Origin of the sequence: Bradyrhizobium sp. Pha-3 (assembly GCF_042258325.1) — a bacterium.
In the GTDB taxonomy this organism is placed as follows: domain Bacteria; phylum Pseudomonadota; class Alphaproteobacteria; order Rhizobiales; family Xanthobacteraceae; genus Bradyrhizobium; species Bradyrhizobium elkanii.
This window is the reverse complement of sequence record NZ_CP170151.1, coordinates 7,165,751-7,178,959: the sequence shown is the minus strand read 5'-3', so window position 1 is coordinate 7,178,959 and position 13,209 is coordinate 7,165,751. Positions and strand designations below refer to the sequence as shown.

The following is a 13,209-nucleotide window of genomic DNA, read 5'->3' as shown; positions in this document are numbered from 1 at the left end:
AACGCCGTGGCGCGCGGGCATCGTGCCCGCCCCGCCGAACGTCACGTTGTCTGATGTTGGGTCGGCCCCCACTCCCGGACGGTATCCGAGAGTGCGCCGCCGGATCTGGCGCTGATACGCTAGACCTTGAGATTCTCGGCTGACGTCTTGCCGCGATTTGCGATCTCTTCGTACTCGACGGATTGGCCTTCGTTCAGGGTCTGAAGGCCAGCCTTCTGAACTGCTGAAATATGCACGAAAATGTCCTTGCCGCCCGTTGCGGGCTGGATGAATCCATAGCCCTTCGTCGGGTTGAACCACTTCACTGTACCTTTGGGCATTCCAGTCGTCTCCGCGGAATCAATCGAAAACAGACCAGCCGGCCCCCGCACAACCGGCTTGTCCGCAACGACAGGATAGCAGTTTGAAAAAAGCTGGGTAGATCAAACGACGGTGTGTTTTTGACCGGAAACAACCCGCTTTGCGGGGGTTTTGCGCCGGATTGCCCGTTTCGTGGTCAATTGATGCGCTGCAAAAACGGATCGGTTCCAGTGTACCGAATTGGATCGATCGTCCCGCGCGCTGCCCTTTCGGCCGGCGCGCGGGGATCAACCGGCCGTCTCTTAATAGGTCGCGGAGAGGTATTCGACGATCTTGCCGACGTCGGCTTCGTCGATCGGCGCACCGTAGACCTTGATCATCTTGGTCACCTCGGCCTGCCAAAAGTCCTTCTTGAACTTCTCGCCCTGCGGCTGGGTCTTGATGTAGTCGGCCGAGTGGCAGGCGGTGCAGTTGTTTTGCACCACCTCGAGGTTGGGGCCCGGCTTGAAGGCCGCGGTCTCTTCGGGGACCGTGTAGTTCACGGGCGCGGCGACGGCGGCGCCGATCGACAACATGGCGATCGCGGCGAGGGATGGAAGCAGCTTGCTGGTCATGATGCTTCTCCTCACGCCGCGGTGACGCGCACGGTTTCGACGACGTTGCGCAGATAGCCGGCCGGATTCCACAACGGATCCATCGGCTGGGTGTCGCCGGCATTGTTGGTGGCGCGCACCTTCAGCTCTGCGGGACCGGCCGCGAGCTTCACCGGCAGCTTCCATTCGCGGAAGGCGTATTTGCCGAGGTCCTTGCCGAGCTTGGCCGGCGTCCAGCTCTTGCCGCCGTCGGTCGAGACCATCACCTCCTTGATGCCTTTGCCGCCGTCGAAGGCAATGCCGCGCAGCATGGTGCGGCCGGCCTTCAGCTTGGTGCCGTCGGCAACGCTGGTGATGAACGAGCGCACCGTGAAGCGATTGATCGGGATCGTCGCCTTCGGTGCGGTGCCGGGCTCGACCGCATTGTTCGGCGTATCCGGTATCCGGTAGGCGGACTTCATCCAGAAGCCCTCGAACACGTTGTCGATCACGGTGATCTCGTTGAGGTGCTTCACCCAATAGGCGCCGTAATAGCCGGGCACCACGAGGCGGAGCGGGAAGCCGTTGAGGAACGGCAGGTCCTCGCCGTTCATGCCCCAGGCCAGCATCACCTCGCCGTCGCGTGCGTGGTCGAGATCGAGCGCCTTGACGAAATCCGGCGTCTTGTCGCTGACCGGGCCGTCCATGCCGTTGAAGGTGACCTGCTTGGCTCCGGCCTGCACGCCGGCCATGTCGAGCACGGTCTTCAGCGGCACGCCGTGCCAGCGCGCGCAGCCCATCGCGCCGTTGCCGAGCTGGCCACCGGCGACGCGCGGACTGAAGAAGCCGCGGCTGTTGCCGGAGCACTGGTTGACGGCGACGATATCGGTCGCCTTCAGCTTCCTGATGTCCTTCAGCGACAGCTTCAGCGGCTTGTCGACCTTGCCCTTGATCTCCAGCGTGAACTTGTCCGGATCGAGATTGTAGGGGAGGTCGGCGAGGTGATAGCGGACGAAGAACGCATTGTTCGGCGTGAGCGGACCGTCGTTGAACACCGCAAACGGCGTTTCCAGCTGCGGCGGGCGGGCGGTCAGGCCGATCATCGGGCGCTTCTGCGGGTAGCGCACCAGCGGGCGCTCGCCATTGCCAAAGGGCAGCGTCACGGTGTCGAGGGCGAATGCGCCCCTTGATCCCAGCCCCGTCACCAAAGCGGCCAATCCGGCGCGCTTCATCAAGTCTCGTCGATCGAGCATTCCGCTTCCTCCGAAGCTGTTCTGTCGTGAGCCAGTCATCACCAGCCCCAGATTGCCTTGCGCGCCTTCGCATCATGGAATGCGCGCGATCCAAATGTCGCACCTGGCAACCGCGAGTCAATTGAGCTTTCGCAGCGTTGCGTCGCAACAACGAAAAGCCCCGATCGCGCGGACGACCGGGGCGTTTCCATCCAAGAAGGTTCGATCAGTAGCAGACGTTCACGGTGCGATAGCGATAGCCGTAGGGCGTCAGCACCAGGCGGGTGGCGTAGCAGCCGGAGTCGACGAAGCCGACGGCAATGCCCGGGCCACCCCAGAAGTGATGGTGATGCGGATGCCAGAAGAACGGCTTGGCGGAAGCTGCGGTCGGCGCCAGCGCGGCGGCACCGAGGGTTGCGGCAGTGGCGAGAGCGAGTGTGACTTTGCGAAACATGGTCGTCTCCTTCAGATGCGCGTTGAGCTCGGTCGCGGCGCGGTTGCAGTGTTACCCATCGCCAGTCAGTCGCATCCGGCACCGGGCACGTTCGAGCATCTCTGCTGAACGCACCGTCGGATGTGCGGCAGGTCACATTGGGCTGAAGCGGAGATGAACCTGTCAGGCCGCGACGGCACGCCGGCCGTCGACCAGCGTCGACAGGAGCTGCGTCTTTTCGACCGTGCGCACGGTCATCGGCTCGTTGCGGCCGCGGATCGCGACCTCCTGCGCCGGAAGGGCATCGTCGGCCAGCCCGGCGGTGATGCGCACCTCGTCCGAGATGATCGCCTCGCAGGCCAGCGCCTTGGTCATGTCCTGCAGCCGTGCCGCGACGTTGACGGCATCGCCGAGCGCGGTGAACACCATGTGGTCGCGATAGCCGATATCGCCGACGATCACCTCGCCGCCATGGATGCCGATGCCGAAGCGGATTGGCTCGCGCAGATCGTGGCTCAGGAACTGGTTCAGCTCGTCGATATGGGTTGCGATCAGCGCCGCCGCGCGCAACGCCTGGCGGCAGGCCACCTGCCGGTCGGTGGCAAGCCCGAACAGCGCCAACATGCCGTCGCCGATGAACTGGTTGGGCCGCCCGCCCGCCTCCAGCACCGCCTGCGACACCGCGCCGAGGAAGCGGTTGACGATGAACACGGTGTCGAACGGCAGCCGCTTCTCGGCAAGTTGCGTCGAGCCTCGCATGTCGACGAACATGCTGACCAGATAGCGCTCCTGGCCGACCCGTGCCGGATTGGCGGCGTACGCGTTGGCCGATGTCGTGCTCGGCAGGAACAGCTGGAAGAAATTCAGGTCGGCGGTCGGCCGCAACTGGCAGGCCAACCGGATCGACGGATCGTCATTGCCGACCCGGTGCAGCACGAAGGCTTCGCGCGGCGAGGGCTCGGGCAATCCGGCGTGATCGCCGATGATGCGGATGCGGCAGGTCGAGCAGCGTGCGCGGCCGCCGCAGACGCTCGCATGCGGCACGTTGTAGCGCAGGCTTGCTTCCAGCACGCTCAATCCCTTCGGTACCCGCAGCGTGCGGCCGTTGCCGTAGGACAGCGCGATCATGCCGCCGCGGCGCTCCAGCAGGGCGCGCGCGCCGCGCGCCAGCAGCACGAGGCCGAGCAGGCCGAGATAGCCGATGGTCAGGCCGTCGGTGATCTTCTCGAGCGTGGTCCCCTGCGCCGCGGTGCCGAGCTTCTGCACCGAGAGCTCCTCGCGCCGCCAGTCGGGATCCTGATAGTCGATGATCGTGGCGCGGCCACCCTGGTAGATGCCGAGCATCGCCAGGGTCGGGATCAGCACGGCTCCGGCGAGCAGGAACGGCGCGGCGCGCTTGAAGAACGGACGCAGCCGCAGCCAGAAATACAGGCCGATGCAGCCGTGCACCCAGGCGATCACCAGCACCGCCAGCATCTGCCACAGCCGGTTCGACGAGGCGATGAAGAAGGTGTACAGCTCCTGGGGGTAGAGCTTCTCTTGCCCGTACAGCGTCTGGCCGAGCCGTACGCCGACGACGTGCGCGACGATCAGCATCGGGATGCTGAGGCCGAGCGTGAGTTGCAGCGGCTCGATCGCCTTCCAGTGGAACTCGCGGCGCTGATAGAGCGCCCAGATGCCAAGCCCGGTATGCACCAGACAGGCGCTGTAGAACACGATCGCGACCGGCAGGAACTGCCAGAATTCGGTGTGGTAGTAGACCCCGATCGCCAGCGCCTGCGTCGAGATATTGCCGAGCGCGTGGTTGAGGAAATGGCTGATCAGGTAGGCGAACATGATCGCCCCCGTGACGATGCGGACCTGCCGCAGGCCGATACCGCGGGCCATGTCCTGCAAATGCTCGCGCGAGGGGGAGGCCATGTGATTCATGATCGGCAAGTCTAGTGGTTAATTCCCGCGCTGAACACCGTCGCGGGTCCGGACCAGCCGCGAGAGCGGGCCGCGCGGCACGTTGACACTCCGTTAAGAGTCGAACAAAAAGCGCGCCGTGACGATAGCCCAAGCCGAACCTGGAGCCGATAACAACAGCGTTAAGCCGGCCCGTTCGCGCGCGCCGGATTGGCGGGGCGTCATCGCCGTGATCGTTGCCATGACCGCGATGCGGCTGGTCTACGCCCATGCGCTCGATCTGCGCACCGACGAGGCCTATTACTGGACCTGGTCGAAGGAAAACGTGCTGTCGTTCCTCGACCATCCCCCGATGGTCGCCTGGTTCATCCGCTTCGGCACCGCGATCCTCGGCGACACCAATCTCGGCGTCCGCCTCGGCGGCATCGTCGCGATGCTGGCCACCCAGCTCCTGCTCGCCGACATCGTCCGCCGCGTGACGGCCAAGAATATCCGCGCCGTGATGCTGGCGCTGCTGCTGCCGGAGGCGGCGCTTTATTACGGCCTCTTGATGGCCAAGGTCGCGCCCGATACGGCACTGATCCCGTTTTCGGTGGCGATGCTGTGGTCGCTGGTCCGGCTTGCGCAAAGTGGTGACGGACGCTGGTGGCTCGCCGCCGGGCTGTTTGCCGGGCTGGCGCTGCTGTCGAAATTCACCGCGATCATGTTCGCGCCGGCGGTGCTCGCCTTTGCGCTGGCGCCGGATTGGCGTTGGCGCTGGCTGCGCAGCCCGTATCCGTATTTCGCCGCGTTGATCGTGATCGTCGTGTTCGCGCCGGTGCTGATCTGGAATGCCGGGCACGACTGGGCCTCGTTCCGCTTTCAGGCGGTGCGCGCCACCGCCGAGCGCGCCTTCACGCTGCGCACCGTCGGCGAGTTTATCGGCATGCAGTTCGGCCTGGTCGGCTTCGTGCTGCTGCCGGTGACGCTGTTCGGCACCGCGCTGACAGCATGGCGCGGCTATCGCAAGCGCGAGCCGGTCGCGATCCTGCTGGCGACCGCGGTGCTGGTGCCGTTCCTCTACTTCCTCTGGAAGTCCCTGACGCTGCGGGTCGGCGACACCTGGCCGATGTTCCTGTGGCCCGCCGGCTTCGCGGCAATTGCCATCAACGTCACGCGGATGCCGTTCGAGGGCTGGTCGGTCGGGCTCGTCAAATCGACGGTCTATTGGGCGCGGACCGCGATCACCACGGGCATCGTGTTCGTGGTCTGCGTCTTCCTCTATTACATGTTCGCGCCGTGGAATCTGATCGGCCGCACCGATCCGATCGGCACCGAGGCAGGCTACGATGTGGTGGCCGCGCGCACGCTGGCGCAGGTTGAGGCGACCGGCGCGACTTGGGTCGCGACAACGGATTATCGCACCTATGCGATGCTGCGCTGGTTGCTGCGCGGGAAGGTGACGGTCATCGAAATCAACGAACGCGGCCGCTTCCAGGGCTTTGCCGATCCCGGCATGAGCAAGATCCGCGATCACGCCGGCGTCTATGTCGGACGCGAGCCCGAGAACAATCTGCCGCTGTGGAGCGAGACGACAGCGGTGCGCCAGCCGCTGGAGCGCGTGACGCGGAGCTGGCGCGGCATGGTGATGGACACCTATTCGCTGGAGAAGATCAGCGGCTGGACGCCCGATCTGTCGCCGCCGCCGGACACCACCTTCTTCCGCTGGCGCGTGCTGGCCTTCTCCTTCTCCCCGCTTGCGGGGAGAAGGTCGGGATGAGGGGGAGTCTCCGCGGGGACGGCGAGAGTTGGTATCGCGGAGACTCCCCCTCACCCGGAATTTTGCGCTTCGCGAAAATTCCGACCTCTCCCCGCAAGCGGGGCGAGGCAAAGCAACTCATTCCTCTTCCTCGCGCTTGCGGATCAGGTCCTTCGCGAGATCCGTCAGCGCCGGGCGCGGCAGGGCGTTGAAGGGAAGCGGGCGGGTCACGTCGATCGCGGCGAGGCCGAGCCGGGCGGTCAACAGGCCGTTGAGCATGCCTTCGCCGAGGCGTTGTGACAGTTTTGCCGCGATGCCGTGACCGAGCATCTGCTGGATCAGGCTGTCGCTGGCGGCCATGCCGCCGGTGATCGCGAGATGCGCGATGACGTGGCGCAGCAGGCGGATCATGCCGAGCGCGCCGGGCCGGCCGCCATAGAGCCGCGCCAGTTGGCGGATCATCCGCAAGCTCGCCACGAACACGAACAGCACGTCGAACAGCGCGCGCGGGCTGACCGCGGTGACGACCGAGACGCGTTGCGCGGCGGTCGATACCAGCCGTCGCGCCTCCTCGTCGAGCGGCGTCATCAACTCGCGCTCGGCGAGGCGGATCATGTCGGCGCCGTCGATGATGTCGTCGGTGTGGCTCTGCAGCGCGCTGCGGGCGCGGGCGAGCTGCGGGGTCTGGTGCGCGAGCTTGAGCAAATCGGCAACGATCACCCGGCTTGCGGCGCGGTCGTCGCTGATCAGCACCTCGGCGGCGCGCAGATGCAGCTTCTCGATGGTCGCCAGCCGCGCCAGACCGACCAGCTCGCGCGTCGTGACGACCGCGAGCGCCACCGCGGCGATGACGGCGAGTCCCAGCCCGAGGACGCCGAGGCCTTCATTGCGTGCGAACAGGTCCTCGACCAGGTTGATGACGCCAAGTCCGGTGCCGAGGACCACGAGGCCCGCGGCCGCGCTCCAGAACAGCGTGCCCCAGCGGAAGCCGCGGCGCGCCGGCACCAGCGGCGTATCAACCGGGACCGGGAGCTGCGCGGGCTCGGCCTCGGGCACGATCTGGATCGTGCCGCGGGTGAGGCGGCCGCCGTCGTCCGGATCCATCACGACCACGCCGGGATCGTCGAGCTTGAACGTCGCCGGCCGCCGCGGGGGCGTCTTCTCGTTCATTGCAGTTTGTCTCCGATCAGGAACTGGAGAGCGCGGTCAAGGCGGATGTGAGGCAGCGCCGGCTCCGCATCGCCGTTTCGTTCCAGCTTCGGCGGGCGGAAGCGCAGGAAGCGGTAGTCTGCGGCCTCCGTGTCCGAGCTTGAGAGACCGCGGAATCCGCCGTTGAACAGCTCCTCCGGATTGTCGGGCAGGTCGCCCGGAAAGGTCGCAACCTCCGTCTCGCCGTCAAGCCGCTCGCCATTGGCTACCTCGCCCGGCGCCGGCGTGCCGAGGATCGACGGCAGCCGGTCGCGCCCGCGCTGGACCTGCGCCTCGCGCGTGGCGCGCACCGCGGCGAGCGCCACGACGTCGATGTCGGCGCCGGCATATTCGGCGCGCTCGGCGGCCTTGGCCACGATCCGCCGCAGCACGGCTTCCAGCCGGTCGTGGCTCTGGTGGTGCAGGTGGTCGGCCTTGGTTGCCGCGAACAGGATGCGGTCGATGCGCGGCCGGAACAGCGCGCTCAGGATCGTGCTGCGGCCGATCCGGAAGCAGTCGAGGATGCCGGCGAGCGCGGCTTCGAGATCGTGCAGCGCCTCGGGGCCGGCGTTGAATGCGGCGAGCGCATCGGCCAGCACGATCTGGCGGTCGAGCCGCGCGAAATGGTCGCGGAAGAACGGCCGCACCACGACGTCCTTGTAGGCCTCGAAGCGCCGCCGCATCATCGCCCATAGCGAGCCGTCACTCGCGCTGCCGCCTGCGGGCACGTCGAGCGGTGCAAAGGTCAGTGCCGGCGTGTCGGCGAGATTGCCGGGCATCAGGAAGCGGCCGGGCGGCAACAGGCTCATCGCGAAGCGCTCGTCGCGGCAGGCGCGCAGATAGTCGGTGAACAGGCGTGCTTCGGTCAGCGCGGCCTGCTCGTCCTCTCTGGCTTCGGGCTTCAGCGTCGCGAGATGGGCGTGCCAGGGCGCCGCGAGTTTTGCGCGCAGCGGCTCGCGCGACAGCGCAAGGCTTTCCGCCGACCATTGCTCGTAGCTCTTGTTGAGCAGCGGCAGGTCGAGCAGCCACTCGCCGGGATAGTCGACGATATCGAGGGTGAGCGTGCGGTCCGCGCCATTCTGCCGCTGATACTCGATCACGAGACGGAGCTCGGAGATGTCGGTGGTCGAGCTCGGCCAGGTCCGCTCCTCGACCAATGTCCGGACATGGTTCTCATAGGCGAAGCGCGGCACCGCATCGTCGGGCTGCGGGGTGAGATAGGCGCGCGCGATCCGCCCCGAGGCATAGGCCTCGAACACCGGGAAGCGGCCGCCGCGGGTCAGGCCGTGCACCAGCGCGGTGATGAACACGGTCTTGCCGGCGCGCGACAGGCCGGTGACGCCGAGCCGCACCGTCGGGTTGAAGAAGCCCTCGCCATAGTCGAGCAGCGCCCGCGCCGAGAGACGGGCTTCCTCGACGATATCAGTGAAGCTGGGGGGCATGGAGGGTTAACGATAAACCCGGCAGGAGGGACAAAAAGGGGCGGGCGATCACCCGCAAAGTGGCGATTATCGGGCCAAAATCAAGCTTCACATTTCCGGCGCCTTTACAGGCGAGGGGATTGTCGGGGGCAAGGGAATTGAACGCGTCACACCACCCGCGCTACCCATCGTCCATCGGCCCACGGGAAAGCCTGCATGACGGTCTTCCGCCTGAAGCAACTTGCCTCGACCTCGATCCACGCGGCCGGCGCCGCGCTGTGGAACTACGACCGCGCCGAGCTGATCGCCGACGGCGTCATTCATCTCGTCGGCGTCGCGTTCGGGCTGGTCGCCGCCACCGCACTGATCGTGCTGACCGCGGTCTATGCCGGCCCGTTCGACATCGCCGTGGTCTCGGTCTATGTCGCCGGCCTGCTCGCGATGCTGGTGCTGTCGGCGACCTATAATCTGTGGCCGGTGTCGCGCGCCAAATGGGTGCTGCGGCGCTTCGATCACTCCGCGATCTATCTGCTGATCGCCGCGACCTATACACCGTTCATCGTGGAACTGAAGGACAGCACTTTCGCGATCGCGCTGCTGGTCGGGGTGTGGTGCGTGGCGATCGTCGGGATCTGGCTGAAGCTGCGCTATCCGGGCCGCTTCGACCGGCTCTCGGTCGGGCTTTATCTCGCGATGGGCTGGAGCGGCATCATGCTCTACGACCGCGTCGTAAAGGCGCTGCCGGCGATGGCGCTCGGCTTCGTGCTGGCCGGTGGCATTCTCTATAGCCTGGGGGTGATCTTCCACTCCTGGCGCCGGCTGCGCTTCCAGAACGCGATCTGGCACTGCTTCGTGCTGCTCGGGGCCGCCTGCCACTACACGGCGGTGTTCGACGTCGTGCTGGCGAGCTGAAGTTCTCGCCAACGGCGTTGGATGGGCTATCATGTTTCGTGATACGCCCGTTGCGCTTTGTCCCGTCATCCTGAGGAGCGCGGAGCGCGTCTCGAAGGATGCACGGCCCGGCTGGTGGCCGTCGACCCTTCGAGACGCGCGTGCCGCGCTCCTCAGGGTGACGGGACACGCAGGAGCGAGTGAGCAAAGCGACAGTGTGCAAGCAGAGATATCGGGAGGATGGCCATGCAGGTGGCAGGTAAGGTTGTGGTGGTCACCGGCGGTGGCAATGGCATCGGCAAGGCGCTGTGCGAGGCATTCCACGCCGCGGGCGCATCGAAGGTCGTGGTCGTCGACCTCGATCATGGCGCAGCCGAGAAGGTGGCGGCCACGGTCGGCGGCGCCGCCTTCAAATGCGATGTCGGGCAGGAGAAGAACATCCTGCATGTGATCGACGAGACCGAGCGCATGTTCGGCCCGATCGCGCTGTTCTGCTCCAATGCCGGCATCGGCGGCGGCTTCGATCCGTTGTCGGTGAACGCCGGCGGCACCTCGGACGAGCCGTGGTCGCGGAGCTGGGCGATCCATGTGATGGCGCACGTCTATGCCGCGCGGCATCTGGTGCCGCGCATGAAGACGCGCGGCGGCGGCTACTTCCTCAACACGATCTCGGCCGCGGGGCTCTTGTCGCAGGTCGGCAGCCCGGCCTATTCGACCACCAAGCACGCCGCGGTCGGCTTTGCGGAAAACCTCGCGATCTCGCACCGCGCCGACAACATCAAGGTCTCGATCCTCTGCCCGCAGGGCGTCGACACCAACATGCTGCGCTCGATCCCGAAGGGCCCGCAATCCGGCGACGGCGATCTTTCCGCCGAGCAGGTCGCGCAGGATGCGCTGAGGGGTATCGAGCAGGAGACCTTCCTGATCCTGCCGCATCCGCAGGTGCTCGGCTACATGCGCAAGAAGACCGAGAATTACGACCGCTGGATCGGCGGCATGGCCAAGATCCAGGCCAAGATGCGGGAAGCGCACGGGAAGTGAGACCGGTAGCCCGGATGAAGCCAACGGGTCGCGCGAACGCGCGCCCGATGACAGGCTCCGCGTAATCCGGGTCACTCCCTGGCGATCTGCGCGATCTTGTCGCGCAGATATGCGTCCATCAGATCGGGAGCCGACGCGCCGAACATCCTGATGCGGCCGGTGTGCAGCAACAACAGCAGGCCGGTCGCATGCGCGAAGCAGTCCACCATCACGGTGTTCGCCTTTTGCCTTGACGCGCCGAGCGCTTCAGCGGCTTCGGCGATCGGATGCAGCGCCGCCTCCAGCGCGGCGTTCAGCGCGTGGTCGCGGTCATGGCCGAGCCCTGCCGGCTTCATGCCGCCGCGGAACAGGTAGAAGCCGAGATCGAGGTCGCGCGGGTGCTCCGCATAATAGCGGAAGAAGCCCATGCCTGCGGCGTGCAGCTTCTGCTTGGCGCCGCGCGTCGTCGCGACCGCCGCGCTGACGGCTTCGCCGAGCGAGGCCAGCGACTGCCGCAGCACCTCGGCATAGATCGCCTCCTTGGAATCGAAATGGAAATACAGCGCCGCCGGCGTGTAGCCGGCCCGCGTCGCGATGGCCCGCAGGCTCGCGCCCTCGAGGCCTTCCTCCGCGAACACGCTCCGCGCCGCGTCGAGGATCAGCTCCCGCTTGTGGCGGCTGACCGCTTCCTTCCTGCTCTCGCGCGTCTGCATGGCCCGGCGAATCCGTTCTTGACTCAATTCTAACATCGTTAGATAATTTAACAATGCTAGAATAAATGAGCAAGGGAGAAGCGCCATGCTGATGACGGCTGCGGACTACCGGGAATCCCTGCGCCGCTACAAGCCGCGTGTGTTCGTCAACGGCGCGGCCGTTGCGAGCGTCGCGGACGAGCCGTTGCTGGCGCCCGGCGTGGCGGGCGTCGGCGTGACCTATGATTTCGCGCTACAGCCCGAGCACGTGCCGATCATGACGGCGCGGCAGGGCACTTCGGGCAAGACCGTCAACCGCATGCTCCACATCAATCAGAGCTCGCAGGACCTGCTCGACAAGCTCGAGGCGGTGCGGCTGGTGTGCAGGACGTCGGGCTGCGCGCAGCGCTACCTGACCCATGATGCGCTGAACGGTCTCTATCAGGCGACCAGGCTGACCGACGATCGCCACGGCACCGATTACAGTCAGCGCTTTCTGAACTATCTGCACGAGGTGCAGGACCAGGATCTGACGCTCGGCATCGCCATGACCGACGCCAAGGGCGACCGCTCCAAGCGACCGGGCCTGCAGGCCAATGCGGACGTCTACGTCCATATCAAGGAGCGCCGGCCCGACGGCATCGTGATCCGCGGCACCAAGGCGATTGTGACCGGCGCGCCCTACATGCACGAATTCCTTGTCATGCCGTGCCGCACCCATGTGCCTGCCGACAAGGATTTCGCGGTCTGTTGCGCCGTGCCGGTCGATGCGCCCGGCGTCACCATCGTCGCGCGCCCGGCCGGCCGGCCCGGCGATGCCGCGGCGAAATTCTCGGCGAAGTACGGCCAGTCGGTCGGCGTCGTGATGTTCGACGACGTGTTCGTGCCGCACGACCGCGTGTTCCTCGCCGGCGAGACCGAGGAGGGCGGCTTCCTCACCACGTCCTACGCCACGCATCATCGCCATTCCTGCATCGGCGCCCGTGCCGGCTTCGGCGATCTCTTGATCGGCGCCGGCGCGCTGATGATCGAGGCCAACGGACTCGATGCCGAGAAGCACGCGCATATCCGCGAGGCGATGGTCGAGCTGATCACCATTACCGAAAGCTTCTACGCCTGCGGCGTCGCCTCGTCGGTCTACTGCACGAAGGATCCGGCGGGCTCGGTGATGCCGGATGCGGTGTTCTCCAACATCGGCAAGCTGCTGCTGGCGACCAAGATCTACGACATGCACCGCGTCGCGCACTACGTCTCCGGCGGGCTGATCGTCGCGCTGCCGGGTCCCGACGAGGATCACAATCCGGAAACGCGCGCCTCGCTTGCCGCTGTCATGGGCGGACGTCCCGATATCCCGGCCGACCAGCGCGCCGAGGTGGCGCGGCTGATCGAGGACCTCACCGTCTCGCACGAGGCCGGCTGGTATTCGGTGATCTCGCTGCACGGCGGCGGCTCACCGGAGGCGATGAAGCGCGAGATCTGGCGCAACTATCCTGTCATGGAGAAGGCCGAGCTGGTCGAGAATCTGCTCGGTCGCGGCCTTGTCGACCAGGGACAGCGGGTATCGAAGCAGCCCGGACGCTGCTGCGCCACCGGCTGCGAGGTGCCGACGCCGTCGGCGCTGGATTCCGCTCTCGTGAAGTGAGCACGCTCATCAGGCTGAGCAACCGGCAACATAGGTAACAGTTCAGACCGACAACATAGGTAACACAATTCTCGTTTCGTTCAGGTCTGTTGTTGTTGAGGCTGTGGACCCTGAGGGCAACGGGCAGCGTTGTCCTCAAGTCCACAGCCGCTTGCTTTGCGTCTCGGCCTGC

General features: G+C 66.1%; 12 protein-coding genes. 4 read left to right on the top strand and 8 right to left on the bottom strand.

Going from position 1 to position 13,209, the window contains the following annotated elements:
• Positions 1-119: 119 nt before the first annotated feature.
• The 5 genes from ACE10X_RS34305 to ACE10X_RS34285 all read right to left on the bottom strand — a co-directional run bounded on the left by ACE10X_RS34305 (position 120) and on the right by ACE10X_RS34285 (position 4,466).
• A complete protein-coding gene (locus ACE10X_RS34305) occupies positions 120-320 on the bottom strand; it encodes a cold-shock protein (protein ID WP_016842427.1) in 201 nt (66 codons plus the stop codon).
• A gap of 282 nt (positions 321-602) precedes the next feature.
• Positions 603-914, bottom strand: a complete 312-nt coding sequence (locus ACE10X_RS34300) for a cytochrome c (RefSeq protein ID WP_085970707.1) — start codon at positions 912-914, stop codon at positions 603-605.
• Between the two features lie 11 nt (positions 915-925).
• Positions 926-2,125, bottom strand: coding sequence for a molybdopterin-dependent oxidoreductase (locus ACE10X_RS34295; protein WP_038386243.1), 1,200 nt, complete (start codon positions 2,123-2,125; stop codon positions 926-928).
• Positions 2,126-2,330: 205 nt separating this feature from the next.
• Positions 2,331-2,558 (bottom strand): hypothetical protein, encoded by a 228-nt coding sequence (locus tag ACE10X_RS34290; protein WP_028342505.1) that lies wholly within the window; start codon positions 2,556-2,558, stop codon positions 2,331-2,333.
• A gap of 162 nt (positions 2,559-2,720) precedes the next feature.
• Entirely contained in the window at positions 2,721-4,466 is a 1,746-nt protein-coding gene (locus ACE10X_RS34285) for an adenylate/guanylate cyclase domain-containing protein (RefSeq protein ID WP_375763428.1), read from the bottom strand.
• A 220-nt stretch (positions 4,467-4,686) separates the two neighbouring features.
• Between ACE10X_RS34285 and ACE10X_RS34280 the strand changes: the two genes are divergently transcribed.
• Complete coding sequence (locus ACE10X_RS34280) at positions 4,687-6,204, top strand: glycosyltransferase family 39 protein (protein ID WP_051003101.1); 1,518 nt, start codon at positions 4,687-4,689, stop codon at positions 6,202-6,204.
• A gap of 117 nt (positions 6,205-6,321) precedes the next feature.
• Here ACE10X_RS34280 and ACE10X_RS34275 read toward each other — a convergent pair whose 3' ends face one another.
• Positions 6,322-7,353: a YcjF family protein gene (locus ACE10X_RS34275; RefSeq protein ID WP_038386244.1), complete on the bottom strand. Its 1,032-nt coding sequence runs from the start codon at positions 7,351-7,353 to the stop codon at positions 6,322-6,324.
• Positions 7,350-8,813 (bottom strand): YcjX family protein, encoded by a 1,464-nt coding sequence (locus ACE10X_RS34270; protein ID WP_304556766.1) that lies wholly within the window; start codon positions 8,811-8,813, stop codon positions 7,350-7,352. The genes ACE10X_RS34275 and ACE10X_RS34270 overlap by 4 nt, the downstream gene beginning before the upstream one ends.
• A gap of 195 nt (positions 8,814-9,008) precedes the next feature.
• On the opposite strand from ACE10X_RS34270, the gene ACE10X_RS34265 reads away from it, so the two are divergent.
• Complete coding sequence (locus ACE10X_RS34265; RefSeq protein WP_038386249.1) at positions 9,009-9,704, top strand: hemolysin III family protein; 696 nt, start codon at positions 9,009-9,011, stop codon at positions 9,702-9,704.
• A 225-nt stretch (positions 9,705-9,929) separates the two neighbouring features.
• On the top strand, positions 9,930-10,724 hold the full coding sequence (locus ACE10X_RS34260) for an SDR family oxidoreductase (RefSeq protein ID WP_038386250.1): 795 nt from the start codon (positions 9,930-9,932) through the stop codon (positions 10,722-10,724).
• A gap of 71 nt (positions 10,725-10,795) precedes the next feature.
• On the opposite strand, the gene ACE10X_RS34255 is transcribed toward ACE10X_RS34260, so the two are convergent.
• On the bottom strand, positions 10,796-11,416 hold the full coding sequence (locus ACE10X_RS34255; RefSeq protein ID WP_038386251.1) for a TetR/AcrR family transcriptional regulator: 621 nt from the start codon (positions 11,414-11,416) through the stop codon (positions 10,796-10,798).
• A gap of 85 nt (positions 11,417-11,501) precedes the next feature.
• On the opposite strand from ACE10X_RS34255, the gene ACE10X_RS34250 reads away from it, so the two are divergent.
• Positions 11,502-13,037: a 4-hydroxyphenylacetate 3-hydroxylase family protein gene (locus ACE10X_RS34250; RefSeq protein WP_038386252.1), complete on the top strand. Its 1,536-nt coding sequence runs from the start codon at positions 11,502-11,504 to the stop codon at positions 13,035-13,037.
• Positions 13,038-13,209: the final 172 nt, after the last annotated feature.